Source organism: Stutzerimonas stutzeri RCH2 (genome assembly GCF_000327065.1).
Taxonomy (GTDB): Bacteria; Pseudomonadota; Gammaproteobacteria; order Pseudomonadales; family Pseudomonadaceae; genus Stutzerimonas; species Stutzerimonas stutzeri_AE.
Genome location: NC_019936.1, coordinates 2,552,600 through 2,575,144, shown reverse-complemented (window position 1 = coordinate 2,575,144; position 22,545 = coordinate 2,552,600). Strand labels below are relative to the sequence as shown.

General features: G+C 65.7%; 16 protein-coding genes. 6 read left to right on the top strand and 10 right to left on the bottom strand.

Going from position 1 to position 22,545, the window contains the following annotated elements:
* The first annotated feature begins 12 nt into the window (after window positions 1-12).
* The 4 genes from tolQ to PSEST_RS11755 are packed head-to-tail and all read left to right on the top strand — an operon-like array spanning window position 13 to window position 3,981.
* Entirely contained in the window at window positions 13-726 is a 714-nt protein-coding gene (gene tolQ, locus PSEST_RS11770; protein WP_015277199.1) for a protein TolQ, read from the top strand.
* Between the two features lie 11 nt (window positions 727-737).
* Entirely contained in the window at window positions 738-1,202 is a 465-nt protein-coding gene (gene tolR / locus PSEST_RS11765) for a protein TolR (RefSeq protein WP_015277198.1), read from the top strand.
* Window positions 1,202-1,990: an energy transducer TonB gene (locus PSEST_RS11760; protein WP_015277197.1), complete on the top strand. Its 789-nt coding sequence runs from the start codon at window positions 1,202-1,204 to the stop codon at window positions 1,988-1,990. Before tolR ends, PSEST_RS11760 begins: the two co-directional genes overlap by 1 nt.
* 29 nt (window positions 1,991-2,019) lie before the next feature.
* Window positions 2,020-3,981, top strand: coding sequence for a PhoX family protein (locus PSEST_RS11755; RefSeq protein WP_015277196.1), 1,962 nt, complete (start codon window positions 2,020-2,022; stop codon window positions 3,979-3,981).
* A gap of 43 nt (window positions 3,982-4,024) precedes the next feature.
* Here PSEST_RS11755 and PSEST_RS11750 read toward each other — a convergent pair whose 3' ends face one another.
* Window positions 4,025-7,018, bottom strand: a complete 2,994-nt coding sequence (locus PSEST_RS11750; protein WP_015277195.1) for a PAS domain-containing protein — start codon at window positions 7,016-7,018, stop codon at window positions 4,025-4,027.
* A 207-nt stretch (window positions 7,019-7,225) separates the two neighbouring features.
* Between PSEST_RS11750 and PSEST_RS11745 the strand changes: the two genes are divergently transcribed.
* Window positions 7,226-9,196: a DEAD/DEAH box helicase gene (locus tag PSEST_RS11745; RefSeq protein ID WP_015277194.1), complete on the top strand. Its 1,971-nt coding sequence runs from the start codon at window positions 7,226-7,228 to the stop codon at window positions 9,194-9,196.
* A 3-nt stretch (window positions 9,197-9,199) separates the two neighbouring features.
* Here PSEST_RS11745 and PSEST_RS11740 read toward each other — a convergent pair whose 3' ends face one another.
* The 5 genes from PSEST_RS11740 to PSEST_RS11720 all read right to left on the bottom strand — a co-directional run bounded on the left by PSEST_RS11740 (window position 9,200) and on the right by PSEST_RS11720 (window position 16,108).
* Window positions 9,200-10,951, bottom strand: coding sequence for a bifunctional protein-serine/threonine kinase/phosphatase (locus tag PSEST_RS11740; protein WP_015277193.1), 1,752 nt, complete (start codon window positions 10,949-10,951; stop codon window positions 9,200-9,202).
* Between the two features lie 29 nt (window positions 10,952-10,980).
* Window positions 10,981-11,793 carry a formate/nitrite transporter family protein gene (locus PSEST_RS11735; protein WP_015277192.1) on the bottom strand — a complete coding sequence of 271 codons (813 nt, stop codon included), beginning with the start codon at window positions 11,791-11,793 and terminating at the stop codon, window positions 10,981-10,983.
* A 167-nt stretch (window positions 11,794-11,960) separates the two neighbouring features.
* Window positions 11,961-12,344, bottom strand: a complete 384-nt coding sequence (gene nirD, locus PSEST_RS11730) for a nitrite reductase small subunit NirD (protein WP_015277191.1) — start codon at window positions 12,342-12,344, stop codon at window positions 11,961-11,963.
* Window positions 12,344-14,902: a nitrite reductase large subunit NirB gene (nirB, locus tag PSEST_RS11725; protein ID WP_015277190.1), complete on the bottom strand. Its 2,559-nt coding sequence runs from the start codon at window positions 14,900-14,902 to the stop codon at window positions 12,344-12,346. Before nirB ends, nirD begins: the two co-directional genes overlap by 1 nt.
* Before the next feature lie 447 nt (window positions 14,903-15,349).
* The gene (locus PSEST_RS11720; RefSeq protein WP_015277189.1) at window positions 15,350-16,108 is read right to left on the bottom strand and encodes an SIR2 family NAD-dependent protein deacylase; all 759 of its coding nucleotides are present in this window, start codon (window positions 16,106-16,108) and stop codon (window positions 15,350-15,352) included.
* A 219-nt stretch (window positions 16,109-16,327) separates the two neighbouring features.
* Between PSEST_RS11720 and PSEST_RS11715 the strand changes: the two genes are divergently transcribed.
* A complete protein-coding gene (locus tag PSEST_RS11715) occupies window positions 16,328-17,665 on the top strand; it encodes a coproporphyrinogen III oxidase (RefSeq protein ID WP_015277188.1) in 1,338 nt (445 codons plus the stop codon).
* Between the two features lie 19 nt (window positions 17,666-17,684).
* On the opposite strand, the gene PSEST_RS11710 is transcribed toward PSEST_RS11715, so the two are convergent.
* The 4 genes from PSEST_RS11710 to PSEST_RS11695 are packed head-to-tail and all read right to left on the bottom strand — an operon-like array spanning window position 17,685 to window position 22,545.
* Window positions 17,685-19,178, bottom strand: coding sequence for a methyl-accepting chemotaxis protein (locus tag PSEST_RS11710; RefSeq protein WP_015277187.1), 1,494 nt, complete (start codon window positions 19,176-19,178; stop codon window positions 17,685-17,687).
* Window positions 19,179-19,209: 31 nt separating this feature from the next.
* A complete protein-coding gene (locus tag PSEST_RS11705; RefSeq protein WP_015277186.1) occupies window positions 19,210-20,499 on the bottom strand; it encodes an SAM-dependent methyltransferase in 1,290 nt (429 codons plus the stop codon).
* The gene (locus tag PSEST_RS11700; RefSeq protein ID WP_015277185.1) at window positions 20,486-21,301 is read right to left on the bottom strand and encodes a DUF1365 domain-containing protein; all 816 of its coding nucleotides are present in this window, start codon (window positions 21,299-21,301) and stop codon (window positions 20,486-20,488) included. The genes PSEST_RS11705 and PSEST_RS11700 overlap by 14 nt, the downstream gene beginning before the upstream one ends.
* The gene (locus PSEST_RS11695) at window positions 21,298-22,545 is read right to left on the bottom strand and encodes an NAD(P)/FAD-dependent oxidoreductase (RefSeq protein WP_015277184.1); all 1,248 of its coding nucleotides are present in this window, start codon (window positions 22,543-22,545) and stop codon (window positions 21,298-21,300) included. Before PSEST_RS11695 ends, PSEST_RS11700 begins: the two co-directional genes overlap by 4 nt.

Genomic DNA, 22,545 nt, shown 5'->3' with positions numbered 1-22,545 from the left:
AGGAAACGACTCATGCAAACGACTCTCGAGCACATGTCCGTCTGGGGCCTGATCAGCGAGGCCAGCCTGGTGGTGCAGGCGGTGATGGCGATCCTGGTGCTGGCTTCGGTCTCCAGCTGGTACCTGATCATCCGCCGCAGTGCCGCGCTGCACCGCAGCGAACGCCTGCTGCGCAGCTTCCAACAGCGCTTTCGCCGGGGCGGCGATCTCGCCCAGCTCTACCGCGAAGGGCAGCAGCAACCGTTGCCGGAGGAGGCCGCGTTGCAGCGGATCTTCCTCGCCGGTTACGGTGAGTTCGCCCAACTGCAGCGTGAAGCGGGCATCGCCCCGGATGCGATCGCCGAGGGCGTGGAGCGCAGCCTGTACGTCGCCATCGCCGAGCAGGAGGAACGCCTGGAGAACGGCCTGCAGTTCCTCGCCACGGTGGGGTCGGTGAGCCCCTATATCGGCCTGTTCGGCACCGTGTGGGGCATCATGAACTCCTTCCTCGGCCTGTCGCAGGTGCAGCAGGCCACGCTGTCCACCGTCGCGCCGGGCATCGCCGAAGCGCTGATCGCCACGGCCATCGGCCTGTTCGCGGCGATTCCCGCGGTGATGGCCTACAACCGCTTCGCCGCCCGCGGGCAGACGCTGGTCGGCCGTTACTACGCCTTCGGCAACGAGCTGCAGGCGCGCCTGCATCGGCGCCTGCACGCTGCTTCGCCCAGCGTCGCCGCAGCCGCCTGAGGAGGTTCGTCATGCTAGTCAGGCCACAGCACAAACACGGGCCCAAGGCGGAAATGAACGTAGTGCCCTATATCGACGTCATGCTGGTGCTGCTGGTGATCTTCATGGTCACCGCGCCGATGCTGGTGCAGGGCGTCAAGATCGAGCTGCCCAAGGTGGCGGCAGAGGCACTGCCGGTTGAGAACGAGCGGCAGATCCTCACGCTTTCGGTGAAGGCCGACGGCGGCTTCTACTGGAACCTCGGCAGCGAGCTGGACGTCGAGCACCAGACCGACAGCGCCGTCGACCTGGCCGAGCTGCAGACCAAGGTCGGCGCGGTCATTGCCGCGCGAGGCGACACCCAGGTCTACATCCGTGCCGACGAGGCGGCGGACTACGGTCGTGTGGTCGCCGGTATCGCCGAGCTGCAGCGCGGCGGGGTGGTCAACCTGGGGCTGATCACCGAGGCGCCGGCGGCTGCGGGGCAGGAGCGATGATGGCGCTCGGCTTATCGGCGCCGCCCGCGCCCGCGGTTACACAGCGCCAATGGAGCGGCGCCGCCGGTGCGGCGCTAACCACGCTGGGCTTGCATGCCGGGCTGTTCGCCCTGCTGCTGACCAGCTGGACGCCGACGATGGACGCACCGGTTGCCACCCAGGTGATGCAGACCCAGCTGATCAGCTTGCCGCCGCCGGTGCCAGTACTGCCCGAACCGCCGGTTGCGGAACCGGTCGAAGCGCCGCCACCCCCCGTTCAGGTCGAAGCACCACCACAGGTGGAGCAGGCCGACCTGGCCTTCAAGCGCGCCGAACGGGAGCGCGAAGCCGAGCAGCAGCGCAAGCAGCAGCTGGAACGTCGCCGTGAGGAGCAACGCCGCCGTGACGAACAGCAACGTCGGGAGCAAGAGCGTCTGGCCGAGCAGGCACGGCTGGACGCGCAGCGCCGCCAGGCCGAGGCAACGGCCCGGGCCGAAGCGGCCGAGCGTGCCCGGCAGGCGGCTGCCGCCGAAGCCGCCAGCCGCCAGTACCTGCCGATCGCCAAGAAGCCGCCGGTCTATCCGCAGCGCGCGTTGGATTCGGGACTGCAGGGCGCCTGCACGGTGAGTTATACGGTGGACGTCCAGGGACGGGTGCGTTCGCCCAAGGTGGTTGGTGACTGCCATCCGCTGTTCATCCGTCCATCGCTGATCGCGGCCCAGAGCTTCCGCTACCAGCCGCGCATCGTCGATGGGCGGGCGGTGGAGGTGGCCAACGTGCAGAACACCTTTCATTACCGCATCGAGTGATGCAGTTCAGTCATTCAGGATTCGTTTCGATGAGACAGGATTTCAGCGATTTTCACGCCGGCATCGCCGCCCATGACGACCAGGCGATCAACCCCAGCCGCAACGCGCCGCTGCAGGATGTCATCGACCAGCGCCGCCGCGGCCTGCTCAAGGGCGGCCTGGGCCTGGCCGGCATCGCCTTTCTCGGCGGCGGTCTGGCCGGTGCCCGGGCTGCTGTCGGACCCACGCGATTGATCGGTTTTCAGGGTATTCCGGCCCAACTCGACCTGCATTTCGACCGTGTCGAGGTGGCGCCGGGGTACAGCGCGCGGGTGTTCTTCTCCTGGGGCGATCCGGTGCTGGCCGATGCGCCGCAGTGGCAGGCCGATGCCAGCGATGACTGGCAGGCGCAGCTCAAGCAGGCCGGCGACAACCACGACGGCATGCATTTCTTCCCGTTCCCCGACGCGCCGGACAGCCGCGGCCTGCTGGTGATCAATCACGAGTACGTCAACCCGACGCTGCACACCGACGGCATGCGTCTGGAGGAAGGCCGGCGCCCACTGGAACAGGTGCGCAAGGAGCAGGCGGCCCACGGTCTGAGCGTCATTGAAGTGCGCAACGATGCCCAGGGCCAGTGGCAGCGGGTATTGCCGTCGCGCTACAACCGGCGCCTCAGCGCGTTGACGGAGATGGCCATTTCCGGGCCGCTGGCCGGCCATCCGAGCATGAAGACCGCCGCCGATCCGGATGGCCGGACCGTTCTGGGCACGCTGAACAATTGCTCCAGCGGCTTCACCCCCTGGGGCACCTACCTGGTCTGCGAGGAAAACTGGCACAACTACTTCGTCAACCACGACGCCGACGACCTCGCCGCACGCGTCTCGCATAACCGCTACGGCATCGCCGGCAGCGGCATGAGCAAGCTCTATGGCTGGGAAACCGCCGATCCGCGCTTCGATGCTACTCCGCAGGCGGATCAGCCTCACCTCGGCTATGTCAACGAGCCGCACCGCTTTGGCTGGGTAGTCGAAGTAGACCCCTTCGATCCGAAAAGCACGCCAATCAAGCGCACCGCATTCGGCCGCTATTGCCGGGAATGCTCGGTGTTGTCGCTGGGCGATGAAGGCCGCATGGCCTTCTACTCGGGCGACGACACCAAGGGTGAATACGTCTACAAGTTCGTGCCCAGCGGTCGCTTCGTGGCCGGGGCGGACGCCGACAACCGCCGTCTGCTGGATGAGGGCACGCTGTACGTTGCCCGCTTCGACGCCGACGGCAGCGGTGAGTGGCTGGCGCTGGTGCATGGCGACCACGGCCTGACCACAGAGAACGGCTTTCCCAGCCAGGCCGAGGTGCTGCTCAACGCCCGAGCCGCCGCCGACCGCGCCGGCGCAACGCCGATGGACCGGCCGGAATGGGTGGCGGTTCACCCGCGCAGTCGCGAGGTCTACGTGACCCTGACCAACAATGACGGTCGCGGTGCCAAGCAGCCACTGGACAAGGCCAACCCGCGCCCCAACAACCTGCACGGGCAGATCCTGCGCTGGCAGGAAGAGGGCGGTGATCCGACCGCCACGCGCTTCGAGTGGGAGGTCTTCCTGCTCGCCGGCGAGCGCAGCGGGGCGCGGGACGCCCAGGGCAACCCGGTGGCGGCCAATCTGATCGGCACCATCGATGGCGACTGCTTTTCCTCGCCGGATGGACTGGCGTTCGACCGTGATGGTCGGCTGTGGATTCAGACCGACTTTGACGACGACCAGCCTGCCATGCAGGCCATGGGCACCAACCAGTTGCTGTGTGCCGATCCGGTCACGCGCGAGGTACGACGCTTTCTGGTAGGACCGCGTGGCTGCGAGATCACTGGTATCACCTGGAGCCCGGACCATCTTGCCATGTGGATCAACGTGCAGCATCCGGGGCTGAGCTTTCCGGCCAGCGACGGTCAGTCACGCCCGCGCTCATCCACCGTGCTGATTACCAAGGACGATGGCGGCGTGATCGGCAGCTAACCGCATTGCCGGCGATGCGGAGCGAGACCTGGCCCGGATGGTCTCAGGCCCGACGGGCGCTCAGTTGCTCGACGGCATCGAGCAGTTCGTTCTGGCTGAATGGCTTGGCCAGCCGGCGCAATGGCAGTGCCGGGGTGGCCGAGGGTAGCTCGGCATAGCCGGACACCAGCAGTATCGGTAGCTGCGGGCGGGTTTCGCGGACCACTGCGGCCAATTGCGCGCCGCTCATCAGCGGCATCGCATGGTCGGTGATGAGCATGTCGACCTGGTTGGTGCGCAGCAGGTCCAGGGCCTCGCCGGCCGAGCGTGCGGTCAGCACGCGATGGCCGGCCGCTTCGAGCATGCCGGCAGTGCCGAACAGCACCAGTTCGTCGTCGTCGACCGCCAGCAGAGTCAGGGCATTGGCGACTTGGCGTTGCTTTTCCTCAGGCGTCGAGCTGCGCGCCGGTGCAGACGTTTCTTCATCGTTATCCAGCGCCGGCAGCCAGATTTCCGCCGTGGTGCCCAGGCCTGGGCTGCTCTGCAGCATCAGCCGCCCGCCGGACTGTTCCGCCAGTCCGTGCACCATCGACAATCCGAGACCGGTGCCCTTGCCGACGCCCTTGGTGGTGAAGAACGGCTCGACGGCGCGCTTGAGCGTCACTTCGTCCATGCCGGTACCGCTGTCGCTGAGTGCGAGGCAAACGTAGCGACCGATCGGCAGGCCGTTCTGTTCGCTGGTCAGCGCGCATTCCTCAGCAGTGATCAGGATGCGTCCTTCGCCGGCCATGGCATCGCGGGCATTGGCGGCAAGGTTGAGCAGGGCGGTCTCCAGCTGATTGGGGTCGGTCTTGACCCGTGCCAGTTGCGGCGGCAGTTCGACCTCCAGCTGTATGGTCGGCCCGAGCGAGCTGAGCAGCAGCGCGCGCATGTCTTCGATCAGCACGGGCAGGTCGATCGCGGTCTTGTGCAGTTCCTGCTTGCGCGCGAAGGAGAGCATGCGCGCAGTGAGCGAGGCGCCGCGCTCGGCACCGGCCCGGGCGTTGTCCACCAGACGCAGCAGCGCCGGGTCGGGCGGCATGCGCCGGCGCAGCAGTTCCAGGCTGCCGAGCACCGCCATCAGCAGATTGTTGAAGTCGTGGGCGATACCGCCGGTGAGGTTGCCCAGCGCTTCCATCTTGTGCAGCTGCTGCAGCGTCTGTTCGGTGGCGACGCGTTCACTGATATCCAGCGCCTCCGGCACCAGGGCGACGACGTTGCCGTCCTCGCCGAGCACGGGGCGCATGGAAAAGTCGAAGATGCGTATGCCGCCCGGCATGTTCAGGCTTATGGTGACGTGCTCGGTGTCACCTGCCGCAACGTGCTGGGTCATGGCCTTGATCGTTTCCGGCATGCCGGGCGTGGCGGCGAACCAGGGCGACGCCCAGAAGGGCGTTCCCGCCAGCTGGTGAAAACGCGCGCCGATGCCGGCCAACGCCGTGGCGTTGACGTAGAGAATCGAGCCGTCCGGCGCCAGCATCGCCTTGTACAGGTGGGAGGTTTCCAGCACCGCGCGAATGTTGGCTTCACTGCGTGCCAGGGCTGCGGTGCGCTCCGCTACCTTGGCCTCCAGCTCTTCCAGGAAACACTGCTCGCGCTGCCTGACCGCCGCCGCCGAGCGCACGCGCTCGATATGCGCCCAGGAGCGGTCGGTGACTTCCGTCAGCAGGGCAAGTTCGTAGCCGCTCCAGACGCGTGGTTGACGGTCGTGTATCGCCATCAGTGCGGTCAGCCGACCTTCCTTTACCAATGGCAAGCAGATGGTGGCGGCGATGTCGAGTTGTTGGAACGTGGCTGCCTCGGCGGGCGGCAGCTGCGCGCAATGATCCTCGATGATGAAGGCCTCGCCGCTGCGTAGCTTGCTTACGGCAAGTGCGCCAAACGCGGCCAGGCGATAGCGACCGACGATGCTGACGCACCCTGGCGCCGCCCAGTCGCCGCGGATGGTGAAGCCGTCCTGGTCGGGGTCCATGTCGGCATAGGCGCAGCTCGACAGTCCCAGATGCTCGCCGAGCATGCGCGTGGTTATGCTCAGAATGGCGTCGGCGTCGACGCTGCGCGCGGTCTCCTTGGCGAGCGCATCGAGAAAGCGCAGGCGTTGTTCGTTCTCGCGCAGCGCCTGTTCGGCCTCGGCGCGCTCGGTCACGTCATAGCCTTCGACGAAGATCCCGGCAACATTGCCATTCGCATCGGTCACCGGCTGGAAGACAAAGTCCAGCAGGCGCTCTTCCTCTGCCTCGCCTTGGATGCGCTGCAGGCCGACGCGGATACCGGAGCCGACAAAGGCCGTGCCGCTGCGGTAGACCCGGTCGAGAATATCGATGAAGCCCTGGCGCTCGACCTCCGGTAGCGCTTCGCGTACTGGTTTGCCGATGACGTCGCGTTCGCCCACCACCCGCAGATAGGCCGGGTTGGCCATCTCGAAAACGTGTTCGGGGCCGCGCAGCATCGCCATCAGCCCCGGTGCCTGTTCGAACATCTCTTGCAGGCGTGCCTGCTGGCCCTGCAGCTCTCGTTCGGCCAGTACCCGTTCGGTGGTTTCCACGACCAGCGCGATGACACCGGCCGGCTGCGCCTGATCGTCGAACACCGGCGAGTAGTCCAGATTCATCCAGGCACGCTCAGGACGGCCGTTGCGGTACAGCACCAGCTCCTGATCCTTGTACGAAAGCGTGCCGCCGGCCAGGCCGACCTTCATGACGTTGTCGTTGAAATCGGCGACTTCCGGCCAGCCTTCGCGCACCTCCGAGCCCAACAACTGCGGGTGCCGGCTGCCGGCGAACACGGAATAGGCGTCGTTGTAGATCATGATGCCGCGCTCGCCCCAGAGCAGCACGATGGGCGTCGGCGAAAGCAGCAGCATGGCGGTGACGGTCTTCAGGCTTGCCGGCCAGCCAGCCAGAGGCCCCAGCGTCGTTTGCGACCAGTCGAAGCGACGAATCAGTGCGCCGAGTTCGCCGCCGTCGGGGAGGAATACATGGCTTGAGACGTCAGGCGCGGGGTGTGCTGCTGGGTCCATCAGTAGCGATCCGTATCCGGTGTGAGGGCAGGGCAGGGTTATCCAGATCAGAGCTGGTTCAGCTCGGACAGCCGATTGTCCAAGAAGTCGTGCCGGCGATGCAGGCGATTGATGCCTCCATTCGCTGCTGTTCGTCCTGGCAGCGGCCAGGGTACAGGGAAAAACCCGTACCATATCAACGATATGCAATGCCCACGGTGATTTCCGATGCTTTCTGCCGTCAAGCGCTACAGGGCCCTGGTCGCCGGGGTGCTGCAGCGCTGTTTTCCACGTACCTCGGCCCATCTGCGCGAAGAGGACGAGTTGTTGTTTCGTCGCTGGGGCACTGCGCCCGGCAAGGCGAACAAGGCTGCGACCGCCAAGCGCAAGGGCAAGCCTGCAGCCAAGGCCAAGCCGAAGAGCAAGTCGGAGGGGCCGGCTCGCGCTGCTGGCAAGCCGCGCGGGACGGCAGCGCAGGGGATCTACGCCGCGGCACAACTGAAAGTGGATGACGCTCAGGTCCAGGCCATGCGCGAGCGCGTCGAGCAGGCGGTGGCCGCCGGCATCATCAGTGCACCGTCGGAAGAGCAATGGGCGATGATCCTCAGTCGCAGCCCGGTGACGCGAATCTTCGCCGGCGCCGGTTCCGGCAAATCCACCACCTTGTTGCTGCGGGTGGTGTTCATGCTCTGCCACATGGGCATCGAGCCCGGACGCTTGACGGTCATCTCGTTCACCAATGCCTCTTGCGCGCAGCTGCGCGAACAGTTGGTGCGCGTGCTCGGCTTCTGGCAGGTGCCGTTCGATGCGCAGCAGGCGCGCCAGTGCGTGCGCACCTTCCACTCGGCCATGGCGCAGCTGGCGCGCGAAGTGCTGGAGCGACCGGTCTGGTTCGAGCAGTTGGACGACAAGGCCGCCGCGGCGGACGAACCGGATAACCCGCTGGCCACCGCACGCCTGCGTCCGGCGCAAGTTCGCCTGCTCAAGCAGGCCTATCAGCAGTGTTACGCCGAACAAGCGACATTCCGTGAGTTGGTGCATCGACTGCTCGACCTGCCTGCGCCGCAAACCGAAAGCGAACAGGGCAAGCGCGCTGCGCTGAAAGCGCCCGGGGACACCTTCACCCTGGCCGGCGAGTTCACCCCGCTGCCGCTGTACGAGGCCTTCTATGCCCAGGCAGGCTTTATCGAGAGCATCGGCATTCGCATTGATCAGCTGCAGCCAGGCAAGCTGCAGTGCGCGCCGCGCGAGCGGGATTTCGTCGAAGCGCTGGTGAGCTTCCATGGCTACTTCAGGGCCGCGCTGCGTGAGCAGGGGCTGATGACCTTCAACGAGGCTTTCCAACAGCTCACCGAGCGCCTGGCCTCAGGCTCGGATATGCCGCAGGCCTGCCTCGTGCCGTTCGAAAATTTGCTGATCGACGAATTTCAGGACATTTCCCCGCAGATCGTCCAATGGCTGCAAGCGCTGCATCGCCAGCTGGCGCGACAGAAGAGCAGCCCAAGCCTGATGGCTATCGGCGACGACTGGCAGTCGATCTACGGCTGGCGCGGCAGTTCGCCGGAGTTGTTCATGGACTTCGACAAGTACTTTCCGCGGCGCGGCGCCAAGGGCAGCGAGACGCTGCTGCTGGAAACCAACTACCGCTCCATCGAGCCGGTGATCCGCGATGGCGAGGCGGTGCTGGCCGGCGTGCAGTTCAAGCAGGCCAAGACCAGCCGGCCATGCAAACCGACGCAGCCCGGCGACCACGGGGTAAAGCTGGTCACCGGTTTCGAGCTGAACAAGGGCCTGCCGAAGTTGATCGAGGCGATCACCGCGCAGTGCGCCCATGTGGCCGAACGGCAAAGCCGCGAACGCACCGCGGTGCTGCTGTTAAGCCGGCGCAACGAGCCGTTGCGCACCATTCAGGCGCAGCTGGACCGCAAGCTGCCGGTCAAGGCCTATACCATCCACCGTGCCAAGGGGTTGCAGGCCGAGGTGGCGATCATCGTCGACGACTGCGCGCCGGTGCAGCCGCACCCGCTGCGCAATGCGCTGTATGCCTACTCGGGCTTTTTCCGCAACAGCTATGACCAGGCCATGGCCGATGAGAGTTTGCGCCTGGGCTACGTGGCGATCACCCGCGGCGTCAGCCGGGTGTTCTGGTACACGCGCAAGGCCCAGGGCGCCACCGAGCGCCTGGCACGGCGTGGCTAGGGCTCAGCGCAACAGCAACAAGACGACTGTCACCGCCAGCAGCAGTGACAGGCCTTTCCAGAACAGCAGCGGGTTGCGCTCCAGCAGCGGTGGGCGGGCGCGGTTGAGAAACGCCGGATTGGGCTGGCGCAGCTCGAAGACGAACTCCGACAGCTCGGCATAGCGCCGGGACGGATCGGGATGCAGCGCCTTGCCCAGCACTTCGTCGATCCATGCCGGGATATCGCGCTGTGCATGGCGCAGCGGCTGATAGCACAGGCGTTTTTGCGCTGCAGTGGTGCGAGCCCTGGCGACGTCGGCGCCGTAGGGCAAGCGACCGCTGAGCAATTGATAGGCGATCACCGCCAGCGAATACTGATCCGAACGCGGCGTGCCGGCCTCGCCGAGGAAGTATTCCGGCGCGGTATAGGCGGCGGTGCCGAGCAGGTTGTCCTGCGTGCCCGGTGCGTTGCGTTCGGCCAGCCCGGCAACGCGGGTCGAGCCGAAGTCGATGATCTTCAGCGTGCCGGTGGCGTCGATCATCAGGTTCTGCGGGCGCAAGTCCTGATGCAGCATCTCCAGGCGGTGGAAGGCGCGCAGGCCGCGGGCGATTTGCTCGACGATGCCGCGCACGGTTTCCAGGTCCGGCTGTGGATGGTCGAGCATCCACTGCGTCAGCGTCTGGCCGTCGATGAACTCGCTCACGGTGTACAGGTAGCGGCGCTGCCGCGGCGGCGGGCAGGCCTTGACCACGTGAGGATTGTCGAGGCGCCGGGCGATCCACTCTTCCAGCAAAAAGCGCTCCAGATAGGCCGCGTCGCCCCGCAGATCGAGCGAGGGCGTCTTCAACACCACGGTGGCGCCGCTGGCTTCGTCGACGGCCAGGTGCACATGGCTGCGGCTGCTGACGTGCAGCTCACGGACGATGCGATAGCCGTCGAACTGCATGCGCGGCTCCAGCAGCGGCGGCAGCACCAGCTCACCGAGCTGCCGCTGCACATCGTCGACGGCCTGCTCCGGCAGGCTGTCGATGCGCACCAGCTGTGCGGTGAGGTTGTCGTCGCTACCGTTGGCCAATGCCCGCTCGACGATCCGTCGCGCCGCCAGGTCGAGGTCGTCGCCATGCTCGGCAACGAGCTGCGCCACCTCCCGCGCGCCGATGTGCTCGTAGACGCCATCGGTGGCGAGCAGGAACAGATCGCCGACCGCCAGCGGCAGAGTGCGGTAGTCGATCTCCAGGTGCCGGTCGATGCCGAGCGCGCGGCCGAGGTAGCTGGTGTCCGCCGACACGCGCACACGGTGATCCTCGGTCAGCTGTTCGAGGTCGCCGTCGCGCAGTCGATAGATGCGCGCATCGCCGACGTGGAACAGGTGCGCGCTGGCCGACTTGAGCACCAGCGCGCTGAAGGTGCAGACATAGCCTCGGTCGCGGTCATAGCGGTGCGGGCTGTGGCGGGTCTGCGCATGCAGCCAGGAATTGATCGCCACCAGCACCCGCTGCGCCGACTGCTTCACCGACCAGGCGTCGGAGGTGCAGAAGTAGTCGGAAAGAAAGCTCGCCACCGCGGTTTCGCTGGCGACATGGCTGACCTCACTGCTGCTGATGCCATCGGCCAGCGCGATGGCGATGCCCTTGCTGGCGAGCTGAGCGTCAGTGGGCACGCAGGCGCCGTGAAAGTCCTGGTTGGCCGGCTTGCACCCGCGGTCCGAATGCTGGCCGAGGGAAATTGCGAGTTGGCTGGGTATCTTCATCTGCGCAAAAGCCCCGGCGCGCATGCGAACCGGGGCCCTCGTTCACTCCAGGGTCAGTAGACGGCGCGCTTGGGGGCGGTGCGCACGTGGGTGGTGTAGAGCGTCAGGCCGGTGAAGGCCAGGCCGCCGACCAGGTTGCCCAGTGCGGTGGGGATCTCGTTCCAGACCATGTAGTCCATCACCGAGAAGTCGCCGCCCATGATCATCGCCGAGGGGAACAGAAACATGTTCACCACCGAATGCTCGAAGCCCATGAAGAAGAACAGCATGATCGGCATCCACATGGCGATCACCTTGCCGCTGACCGAGGTGGAGATCATCGCGCCGACCACGCCCATCGAGACCATCCAGTTGCACAGCATGCCGCGCAGGAAAATGGTCGCCCAGCCAGCCGCACCGAACTCGGCGTAGCCCAGGGTGCGTGACTCGCCGATGTGCGAGATCTTCTCGCCGATCGGCCCCGGCTCGGTGGAAAAGCCCATGGTGAAGACGAAGGCCATCATGAAGGCGACCACCAGCGCACCGGCGAAGTTGCCGAGAAACACCCAACCCCAGTTGCGCAGAATGCCATTCACGGTCACGCCAGGACGGCGGTCGAGCAGGGCCAGCGGGGTGAGCATGAATACCCCGGTGAGCAGGTCGAAACCCATCAGGTAAAGCATGATGAAACCCACCGGGAACAGCATCGCGCCGACCAGCGGCGAGCCGGTCTGCACGGTCACGGCCACCGCGAACACCGCGGCGAGGGAAAGAATGGCGCCAGCCATGAAGGCGCGGATCAGCGTGTCGCGGGTGGACATGAAGATCTTCGATTCGCCGGCGTCCACCATCTTGGTGACGAACTCGGAGGGGATGATGTAGGACATGTCAGTCTCTCTGAATGGCAGTAAGGGGCCAGGCCCCGACGGCGGTCGTGGAGCACTGGCTGAACGATGTGATTTGCTGGCGAATCGAGTTCATGTTCGCGGCCAAGGCCGCTCCCACGGATCGGTACGGTTTGACAGCAGGGAGCCGCGTGAGTGATGGGCGGCAATCAGCCGACGGCGATTTGCACCACGTCACCCTCCAGGCGCACCGGCCAGACGCGCAGGCTTTGTTCGGGGTATTCCATGCAGCTGCCATCGGCGAGGCGGAAATGCTGCTTGTACAGCGGTGAGGCGATCACCAGTTCACCCTTGATGTTGCCGACGATGCCGCGGCCGATCACGTTGGCGCCGGACTTGGGGTCGCGGTTGTCGATGGCGAACAGCTGCTCGCCTTCGGCGTTGTCGGGCAGGTGGAACAGCGCCACCTGAGCGCCTTCGTGCCAGGCGACTACACCGGAGTTGGCGACCAGATCATTCCGGCTGCACAGCGCCTGCCAGACCGCTGGTGCGGTGGAACGGGAGTCGAGACGAACGACGTTGGACTGGCTCATCAGAGCACCTCCTGGGTGAGGGGAATCAGGTGAAGTTCGCTGGCGCGCACCGGCCGACGCTGGCCGCGTTCCTTGACGAAGTGGATATCGGGATCGCCGCGCCGATCATTGACGAAGGTGCGGAAGCGCTTGAGCTTCTCCGGGTCGTTGATGGCGTTGGCCCATTCGCATTCATAGCTGTCGACGACGTGCTGCATCTGGCTTTCCAGTTCGGCAGCAAGGCCCAGGCTGTCGTCGAGGACCACGGCCTTCAGATAGTCCAGGCCACCTTCCAGGCTTTCGCGCCAGACCGAGGTACGCTGCAGCTTGTCCGCGGTACGCATGTAGAACATCAGTACGCGGTCGATGGTGCGGATCAGCGCTTCATCGTCGAGGTCGGTGGCGAACAGTTCGGCATGCCGCGGGCGCATGCCGCCGTTACCGCAGACGTAGAGGTTCCAGCCCTTGTCGGTGGCGATCACGCCGATGTCCTTGCTCTGTGCCTCGGCGCATTCGCGGGTGCAACCGGACACGGCGAACTTGATCTTGTGCGGCGCGCGCAGGCCCTTGTAGCGATCCTCCAGGCGCAGCGCCATGCCGACGCTGTCCTGCACGCCGTAGCGACACCAGGTGCTGCCGACGCAGGACTTCACCGTGCGCAGGCTCTTGCCGTAGGCGTGGCCGGTCTCGAAGCCGGCGGCGATCAGCTCGCCCCAGATGTCCGGCAGTTCGTGCAGCTGGGCGCCAAACAGGTCGATGCGCTGGCCGCCGGTGATCTTGGTGTAGAGGTCGTATTTCTTCGCCACCTGGCCGATGGCGATCAGCCCTTCGGGGGTGATCTCGCCGCCCGGGATGCGCGGCACCACCGAGTAGGTGCCGTTCTTCTGCATGTTGGCCATGAAGGTGTCGTTGGTGTCCTGCAGCGGAATCAGCGCCGGATCGGTGATCGGCTGGTTCCAGCAGGAGGCGAGGATCGAACCCACCGTCGGCTTGCAGATGTCGCAGCCAAAATGGCCGCGGCCGTGCTTGGCCAGCAGCTCGGCGAAGCTCCGGATGCCCTCGACGCGGACGATGCCGTAGAGCTCCTGGCGGGTGTAGGCGAAGTGCTCGCAGAGGCTCTTGTCCACCGCCACGCCACGCGCGGCCAGTTCGGCATCGAACACCAGCTTGAGCAGGGCATTGCAGCCGCCGCAGCCGGTGGCCGCCTTGGTTGCCGCCTTGAGTTCGCCGAGATCGGTGACGCCGGCATCGACCTGGCAGCACACCGCGCCTTTGCTGACGTTGTGGCAGGAGCAGATGGTCGCGCTGGCTGGCAGGGCGTCCGGGCCAAGGGTCGGAGCGCCCTCGGTCTGCGGCAGGATCAGCCCGGACGGGTCGGCCGGCAGCTTGATGCCGTTCTGTGCGTACTGCAGCAGGGTGTCGTAGTAGCTGTTGTCACCCACCAGCACCGCGCCGAGCACAGTCTTGCCATCGGCGGATACCACCAGTCGACGGTAGCTGGCACTGGCCTCGTCGATGAAACGGTAACTGCGCGAGCCGGGTGTAGCGCCGTGGGCATCGCCGATGGAACCGACGTCGACGCCGAGCAGCTTGAGCTTGGTCGACATGTCGGCGCCGTAGAAGGGCTCGTGCGGTTCCTCGGCCAGCTGCGCGGCGACGCTGCGGGCCATGCTGTAGCCAGGCGCGACCAGGCCGAACACGCTGCCGTTCCAGCTGGCGCATTCGCCGATGGCGAAGATTGCCGGGTCCGAGGTGCGGCATTCGCTGTCGATGACGATGCCGCCGCGCTGGGCAATCTCCAGCTCCGCGACACGGCCGAGGGCGTCCTGCGGGCGGATGCCGGCGGAGAACACGATCAGGTCGGTTTCGAGGAATTCGCCGTCGGTGAAGTTCATCCGCCAGGCGTAGTCCTCGCCGGCAACGATCTCCTGGGTGGCGCGCGACAGGTGCACGCCAACGCCGAGCGACTCGATGCGCGCCTTCAATGCCGCGCCGCCTTCGCCGTCCAGCTGCACCGGCATGAGGCGCGGGGCGAATTCGACGACATGGGCTTCCAGGCCGAGCGACTTCAGCGCGTTGGCTGCTTCCAGCCCGAGCAGACCGCCGCCGACCACGACACCGCGACGGGCATTGGTCGCGGCGGCGCGGATGGCGTCGAGATCATCAAGGGTGCGGTAGACCAGGCGCGCACTGCCTTCGGCACCGGTTATTGGCGGCACGAAGGGGTAGGAACCGGTGGCAAGAATCAGTTGGTCGTAGGGCTGGCGGCCGGCGCTGGTGATGACCTCCTTGCGCTCGCGGTCGATGCCCAGCACCTGCACGCCCAAATGGGTGTAGACGCCGTGGCTGGCGTAGTAGTCGGCCTCGCACATGGCCAACGACTCGGCATCGCGACCGCCGAAGTATTCGGACAGGTGCACGCGGTCATAGGCGCGCTGGCGCTCCTCGCCGAACACATGCAGCTCGTAGCGGGTGAGGGCGCCGCGCTCGATCAGCTGTTCGATGCAGTGATGACCGACCATGCCGTTGCCGACGATGACCAGTTTTTCGAGCGTGAGCGGAGTGACGGTAGAACTCATGGCCTTTCCTCAGTCGAGCTGCTGCGGCACTGGGCCGGCAAAACGCAAAAAGGCGCCTGGAGCTGGTATCAGCTCCAGGCGCCTTTGCCTGGTAATTAGTGGTGTGTGGGGTGGTCGGTCAGGCCTCGTTGCCTGCTACACCCGGTCCCGCGCCGCTTGGCTTGACGGTCGCCGCTGACCGTCTGGGACGTCCTGCCGCGAGGCGGCAGGTGTTGCCAGGGTGATTGCAGGTTGTATGCCAGCTTGTCCGTTAGCGTGGACTTGCGGCTGTAAGTCGCGCGATTGCGCGGCGTTACGCGGTGTTGGTTGCCGGGATGCTGAGCGAATCAGCGTCCGTCACTGCGACCTGAGCGCGGCAGACTTGAACCAGAACAGTGCGGCGATGCAATCGCGCTCCCCGCTTTGGGGCGATCAGGTCCCCGAGGCAGGGAGCAGATTGTCTCGGCGTCAGGCGCCAAACGCCGCTCGGAGCAATTCGGGCAGTGCCTCGCCGGCGGGCAGGGCGATCAGGTACTCGCGGTTGCCGGCAGTCGGCTCGCCCTGTGGGTTGACGTGCACCACGGTGGCTCCGGCGTCACGCGCCCGGTGCGGCACCTCGGCCGCGGGATAGACCACCCCAGAGGTGCCGACGGACAGCAGCAGATCGCATTCGCCAGCCGCCTGAAACGCGGCATTCAGTGCGGCGACCGGCAGGCTTTCACCGAACCACACCACGCCGGGCCGCAGCCGTCCGCCACAGTGACTGCAGCGCGGCGGTTCGAGGCGACGCCCGTCTTCCGGTTCGTCCGGCGCGGGGAGCGGCTCGGCAGGCTCGCGGGCGCAGGCGAAACAGCGCGGTCGGTGCAGGCTGCCGTGCAGGTGGATGACGGCCTGGCTGCCGGCACGTTCGTGCAGGTCATCGACGTTCTGCGTGATCAGTGTCAGCTGCGGGACGTGGCGCGCCAGCTCGGCGATGGCCAGGTGAGCCGGGTTCGGTTGCGCCTGCAGTACACGCATGCGCCGCCACTCGTACCAGCCCCAGACTAGCGCTGGGTCGCGGCGAAAGGCGTCAGCCGTGGCCAGCTCGCTGGCGTCGAAACGCTCCCACAAGCCGGTCAACGCGTCGCGGAAGGTCGGGATGCCGCTCTCGGCGGAAACGCCGGCGCCGGTGAATACCACGACATGGCGCGCTGAGCGCATGGATGAAAGCAAAGAGGCTGGGATCACGATCGGCTCCGGTTGCTTGGCGACCGGTCATCAATACCACCGCTTGGCCATCGCGCAAAATCCGCCTGGCTGTCCAGGCGGAGGTCTTGTTTGTGAGGAACTACTACCATCCAGCCGGCTGCACGCCCCATCTGTCACCTACTTGACTGGCGTCAAAGCCGTCCGCGGCAGCTCGCGGATGATGCCGGCTAAAGCGATATTCGATGCCGGGAGGCTCTTATGCTTGGCTCAGTGAACTGGGACGACGCCCTGGTACAACGCTACGGACGCATCGGGCAGCTGCATTGCAGCTACCCGGCTGCGGTCGATTTCTATGATCGTCTCGCGCCGCTGGATCTGCTGCGGGCGCTGCGTGAAAGCCGTCGGGCTGGACGTGCGCTTTCCCTTTCGCTGCAGCTGCCGGGCGGTGCCCGCTTGCAAGCAGAAGAGGTTGCGGCCTACCTGGTGCGCCTGGAGCGCGAGATCGAACAACTCGGCTGCCATACCGGCCCGCTCCAAGTGGTCGAGCAATTGCACCTGAGCGTCGGCTCCCTGAGCATCGACAACCTGCGACATCTGCTGGGCTTGCTCAAGTCGCGCTTCCATTTCGCCGAACCCGGTGCCGCCAGTTTCACCGCCGAGGTCGAACTCGCCCATGTCGACTGGCCACTGATCGGCGCACTGCACGAACTGGGGTTCAATCAGCTCAGCGTGAGCGTGCCGGATCTGCGCGCCGATGACGGTTGCACCGTGGAGTACTTCCGCAGCTCGGCGCGGATCCGTGCAGTGATCGAGGCAGCCCATACGCTGCATTACCGCTCGGTGAATCTCGATCTCGGCTACGGCAGGTCCTGGCAGACCCCGGCGAGCTTCGCGCGCAAGCTGGCTTCGATCATCGAGCTGGCACCCGATCAGGTAACGATGTTCGATTACCGCGACGTCGCTCCAGCGGGCTCGACCGCCACAGGGCGTCTGGGGCTGGCTTCGGCGGCGGATACCCTGGCGATGTACCGCCACGGTGTCGAACAGCTGAGCGCCGCGGGTTATCGCTATATCGGGCTGGGCAAGTTCGTCCTGCCCCACGATGACCTGGCCATGGCTCAGGAGATCGGCGCGCTGCACCACGACATCGTTGGCTACACGCTGCATGGCGCCTGCGATCACCTTGGCCTGGGCGCCGGTGCCATCAGCCGCGTCGGCGGGCTGTACTCGCAGAACGCCGCTACGGTGCAGGCTTATCAGCTGGCCCTCGATCAGGGGCAGCTGCCAACTGTTTGCGGCCTGCACGCCAGTCATGTCGATCAACTGCAGCGTTTGCTGTGCGAGCGTCTGCTCTGCACGTTCGAGCTGGATTTCGACGCGCTGGCGTTGCACAGCGGTGTGGATGCTCGGCAGCACTACGCCCGGCACTGGCCAGCGCTGCGGCAATTGCATCTCGATGGCGTGATCGTGTTGAGCGACGACGGCTTGGTGATACCGCCCCATGCCCGGCTGCTGGTGGCTGCGGTGTGCGCAGCTTTCGAGCAGCCCAGCGCCCGCTACATGGGGCATTCGGTTGGAAGCGGCGGGCGGCGCTGAAGCCTGGCCCGCCTTATCGCTAGACGGTAAAACGCCCGCTCAGGCCGCCCAGGCGGCCTGCCAGCTCATGCAGCTGGCGGCCGTCGTTGTCCAGCTGGCTGGCGTCACCGGCGTTGCGTTCGGCAACCTGCTGAACGCTCTGCAGGTGGCGGCCCATATCGGCCGAAACGGCAGTCTGTTCGTGGGTCGCCGCCGCAATCATCTCGTTCATCTGGCTGATCGCCTCGATCTCGCTGGCGATGGCGTCCAGCAGCGCAGTGGTCTGCTGGCTGCTGCCGACGCAGCGACCGACACTGTCACGGCTGTTCTGCATCGCCTCGGTAGCCTTGCGGCTGCCCTGCTGCAGACGGCTGATGATGCCCTGGATCTCGGTGGTGGAGGCGGCGGTCTTCTGCGCCAGATTGCGCACCTCGTCGGCGACCACGGCGAAGCCGCGACCCTGCTCGCCAGCCCGTGCGGCTTCGATGGCTGCGTTGAGGGCGAGCAGGTTGGTCTGGTCGGCGATGGTACGGATCACTTCCAGCACCCGGTCGATCTGCTCCGATTGCGCGGCCAGATCCTGCACCAGACGGTCGGTGCCTTCGATGTGCTCGGCGAGGGTGCCGATCTCGCTGCGCACGCCGCTCACGGCATTGCGGCCTTCACCGGCCTTCTGGCTGGCGCCCTGCGCCGCCTGGGCGGCACGATCGGCGTGGCCGGCGACATCGTCGATGGCCACGGTCATCTGCTGCATGGCGTCGACCATGTAAGCGGTTTCGTCGAGCTGTCGGCTCGCACCGTCGCGCATCTGCCGCGTGGCTTCGCTGAGGTTGGCAGCCGTGCCGCCCAGGCCGGCGGTGTCACGAACCACAGCGCCGACCAGTTCGCCCAGCTGGTCGAGCAGGTGATTGAAACGCTGGGTAACCGGGCCAGAGGCCTTGCTGCGATAGCTCAGGTCGATGCGTTCGGGGTGCGCAGTGATGGCCGCGGCCGCGCCGAGCAACGCCTCGCCTTCACGAGCCTCGGCGTTGGCGCGAATCGCCAGGTAGATCAGGATCGCGCTTTCCAGTACCACGTAGAACGCGTGCAGGAACACCTCGCCCCAGTTGCCATCGGGAATCAGAAACACGCCGGCGCCCTGTTGCTGCAGGGCGAAAAAGCTCAGGTGATGCACGGCGATGGTCGCCGCCGCGACCACGATCGGCAGCCAGTCGCGGTAGTACACCAGGAAGGCCAGCAGGGCGAATATGCCGAAGTGCATTTCCAGCATGCCGTGTGCCTGGTTGATATGCAGCGCAGCCAGCACCATGAATGCGGCACCGATCACGCAGCGCAGCAGGCGCTGGCCGGGTATCAGCATATGCAGCGTCGTCACCGCGACAGCCGTCAGTCCGCCAATGACGAATGCCTGTGCCCAGTTGCCATAGAACGCTGCAATCGCGAAGGAATAGGCCACCAGAAACCATATGACACCGAGCATGATGCGATCGGCCTTAAGGTAATGCGCTTGCAGCGTGACGCTTTCGGTGTTCATGGAGTGCTCCGGATAAAATTGCGCATGGCTGTTATCGGTTGCCGTTCGAGCCGCTTGATCCGGCATACAGCGGTTTCCGACGAGCGTCAGGTTTGGCCAGCAACAGCTGTGCGGTGCCGATGGCGCGCTCGATGAAGCCGCCTTCGCAGTAGCACAGGTAGAACTCCCAGAGCCGGTAGAAATAGTCGTCATAGCCGTGGCGCTCCAGCTCGCTGCGCGCGCGCCGGAAGTTCTCGTGCCACAGCCGCAGGGTGCGTGCGTAGTGCTCGCCGAAGTCCTCCATGTGCAGCAGGTTCATGTCGGTATCCTGCGAGGCCACGTTGAGCATCCGTTGCAGTGACGGCAGTGCGCCGCCGGGGAAGATGTAGCGCTGGATGAAGTCGACGTTGCGCCGCGCCTGTTCGTAGCGCTGGTCGCGGATGGTGATGGCCTGCAGCAGCATCAGGCCGTCGTCCTTGAGCAGGCGCGAGCACTGACGGAAATAGGTCGGCAGGAAGTCATGGCCGACCGCCTCGATCATCTCGATGGAGACCAGCTTGTCGAACTGGCCCTCGAGGTCGCGGTAATCCTTGAGCAGCAGCGTGATGCGGTCCTGCAGGCCCTGCTTTTCGATGCGTTGCTGGGTATAGGCGAACTGCTCGCGCGACAGCGTGGTGGTGGTCACGCGGCAGCCATAGCGGGCCGCGGCATAGAGCGCCATGCTGCCCCAGCCGGTGCCGATTTCCAGCAGATGGTCATCGGGTTGCAGGTCAAGCTTTTCGCAGATGCGCTCGAGCTTGTTCAGCTGGGCCTGTTCCAGGTCCTGTTCGGGGCTGGTGAACATCGCCGCCGAGTACATCATGGTCGGGTCGAGAAACTGCTCGAACAGCTCGTTGCCGAGGTCGTAATGCGCGGCGATATTGCGTTGCGAGCCGGCGCGGGTGTTGCGGTTGAGCCAGTGCAGCGCCTTGATCACCGGCTGGCCGAACAGCGCCAGGCTGCCACGTTCGATACTGTCCAGCACATCCAGATTGGCGACGAACAGGCGGATCACCGCGGTAAGGTCCGGGCTGTGCCAGTAGCCATGAATGTAGGCCTCGCCGGCGCCGATCGAGCCGCGGGCGGCGATCAGACCCCAGGCTGCGCCGTCGACGACATGGATTTCAGCCTGCAGCGGACTGGCCAGGTCGCCGAACAGCTGGCACTCGCCGCCGAAACGCAAGGTCAGCTGGCCGTGGCGCAGCTTTTCCAGCTGGCGCAGTACCATGCGGCGCAACAGGCCGCTGGCCAACCCCTTGCCGGCCAGCGGATGGGCTTTGACAGTCAGGCTAGGACTCTTCATGGCGGGCTCCGGATGTGTGAGTGACGGCCACTCCGTAGGGGGCCGTGGCGGGCTGATGGGCAAAGATCGGGGTGCGCTTGAGCAACAGGCGCAAGGCCTGCCAGTAGATGGCGAGCAGGGTCTTGGCGGTCATCCAGGGGAAGCCAAGCAGGTAGCGGTGCACGGATGCTGCTGTCAGCGCTTCACGCTCGAGCCCCAGGGTGGCGTCGAACAGCTTGCGCTCGCCTTGCCAGTCCTCCATGTGCACGCCGATGCGCCGGCCGGGCGGGTTGAAGCGCATGCGGTATTCCAGTTCGCCCGGCAGGAACGGCGAGACGTGGAAGGTCTTGGCTACCGTGCAGCGCAGGTTGCGATTGCCGGAAGCCGGCAGCACGTAGTGATAGCGCTCGCGCCAGGGCGTGTTGCTGACCTCGCAGAGCACTGCCCGCAGCTGCTCCTGCTCGTCAAAGCAGTAGAAGAAACTGACCGGGTTGAAGCACAGGCCCCAGCTGCGCGGCTGGGTCAGCAGGCGCACGGCGCCGGTGACCGGCCGACCGAGGGCTTCGGATACGCGCTGGCGCACTGCGTCGGCGAGTGCGATGCCCTGGCGGGTGTATTCCGGCAGGTAGTCGCGCTCACGGAAGGAAAACGGCGCAAAGCGAGCGCGGCCACTCAGCGGCGAGAGCCCGAATACGGCGTCCTGTTCGGCCAGATCGAGGTACAGCAGGCCCATGCGATAGCTGAAGGCATGGGGGCGCGGCGAGAAGCGCCGATGCTGGACCCAGCCTCGATACAGGGCGCTGTGCTCGATGGCGGCGCTCACAGCGACTCTCCGAACGCGCCGGCGACGCGCAGTGCGCTGACCACGCCGTCTTCATGGAACCCGTTGCCCCAGTAGGCGCCGCAGAAGTAGCTGTGATGTGCGCCGAGCAGTTCGTCGGCGCGGGCATGGGCGGCGATACCGGCCAGGCTGTACTGCGGATGGTCATAGGTGAAGCGGGCGAGGATCTGGTCCGGGTCGATGGCGTCGGTCTGGTTGAGGCTGACGCAGAAGGTTTCCGGGGAGTCGATACCCTGCAGGATGTTCATGTTGTAGGTCACCGCCGCCAGCTGCTCGCTCGGGCCGCCGAGGCGATAGTTCCAGCTCGCCCAGGCGCGACGGCGCTTCGGTAGCAGGCGGGTGTCGGTATGCAGGACCACGTCGTTGCTGGCGTAACCAAGCGCGCCGAGGATGTCCCGCTCGGCGCGGCTCGGTTCGGCGAGCATGCGCAGCGCCTGGTCGCTGTGGCAGGCGAACACCACCTTGTCGAAGCGCTCGGCGCCTGCCGGGCTGTGCAGGGTCACGCCGTGGGCGTCGCGCAGCACCTCGAACACCGGGCAATTGAGGCGAATGTGTTCACTGAAGCCCTTGGTCAGCGGCGAAACATAGGCGCTGGAGCCGCCTTCTACGACGTACCACTGCGGGCGATCGCTGACCGACAGCAGCCCGTGGTTCTTGAAGAAACGGATGAAGAACTCGACCGGAAACTCGAGCATGTCGGCCAGTGACATCGACCAGATCGCCGCGCCCATCGGCACGATGTAGTGATCGATGAAACGCTGGCTGTAGCGCCCCAGCTTCAGGTAGTTGCCCAGCGTGACATGCGGGCCGATGCGACCATTCTGGTAGTCGTCCAGCGCTTCCCGGTTGAAGCGCAGGATGTCGCGGATCATGCCCCAGAACGGCGGCGAGAACAGGTTGCTGCGCTGGGCGAACAGGGTATTGAGATCGTGTCCGTTGTATTCCAGGTCGCTGAATGGATCGCTGACCGAGAAGCTCATTTCGGTCGGCTTGTAACGCACCCCGAGCTGGCCGAGCAGTTTGATGAAGTTCGGATAGGTCCAGTCGTTGAAGACGATGAAACCGGTATCCACCGCATAGTCACGGCCGTGCAGATGGAAGTCCACGGTGTGGGTGTGGCCGCCGATCCAGCTGGCCGACTCGAAGACGGTGACCTGGTGCTGGCGCGAAAGCAGGTGGGCACAGGTGAGCCCGGAAATGCCGCTGCCGATGATGGCGATCTTCAT

What these genes read in the sequence shown, in the direction of transcription:
- PSEST_RS11760 (WP_015277197.1), top strand. Translation starts at nt 1,202, where the DNA reads ATGGCGCTCGGCTTATCGGCGCCGCCCGCGCCCGCGGTTACACAGCGC.
- PSEST_RS11715 (WP_015277188.1), top strand. Translation starts at nt 16,328, where the DNA reads ATGCTTGGCTCAGTGAACTGGGACGACGCCCTGGTACAACGCTACGGA.
- PSEST_RS11705 (WP_015277186.1), bottom strand. Translation starts at nt 20,499, where the DNA reads ATGAAGAGTCCTAGCCTGACTGTCAAAGCCCATCCGCTGGCCGGCAAG.
- PSEST_RS11755 (WP_015277196.1), top strand. Translation starts at nt 2,020, where the DNA reads ATGAGACAGGATTTCAGCGATTTTCACGCCGGCATCGCCGCCCATGAC.
- PSEST_RS11695 (WP_015277184.1), bottom strand. Translation starts at nt 22,545, where the DNA reads ATGAAGATCGCCATCATCGGCAGCGGCATTTCCGGGCTCACCTGTGCC.
- PSEST_RS11735 (WP_015277192.1), bottom strand. Translation starts at nt 11,793, where the DNA reads ATGTCCTACATCATCCCCTCCGAGTTCGTCACCAAGATGGTGGACGCC.
- PSEST_RS11750 (WP_015277195.1), bottom strand. Translation starts at nt 7,018, where the DNA reads ATGGACCCAGCAGCACACCCCGCGCCTGACGTCTCAAGCCATGTATTC.
- PSEST_RS11745 (WP_015277194.1), top strand. Translation starts at nt 7,226, where the DNA reads ATGCTTTCTGCCGTCAAGCGCTACAGGGCCCTGGTCGCCGGGGTGCTG.
- nirB (WP_015277190.1), bottom strand. Translation starts at nt 14,902, where the DNA reads ATGAGTTCTACCGTCACTCCGCTCACGCTCGAAAAACTGGTCATCGTC.
- nirD (WP_015277191.1), bottom strand. Translation starts at nt 12,344, where the DNA reads ATGAGCCAGTCCAACGTCGTTCGTCTCGACTCCCGTTCCACCGCACCA.
- PSEST_RS11740 (WP_015277193.1), bottom strand. Translation starts at nt 10,951, where the DNA reads ATGCGCGCCGGGGCTTTTGCGCAGATGAAGATACCCAGCCAACTCGCA.
- tolQ (WP_015277199.1), top strand. Translation starts at nt 13, where the DNA reads ATGCAAACGACTCTCGAGCACATGTCCGTCTGGGGCCTGATCAGCGAG.
- tolR (WP_015277198.1), top strand. Translation starts at nt 738, where the DNA reads ATGCTAGTCAGGCCACAGCACAAACACGGGCCCAAGGCGGAAATGAAC.
- PSEST_RS11710 (WP_015277187.1), bottom strand. Translation starts at nt 19,178, where the DNA reads ATGAACACCGAAAGCGTCACGCTGCAAGCGCATTACCTTAAGGCCGAT.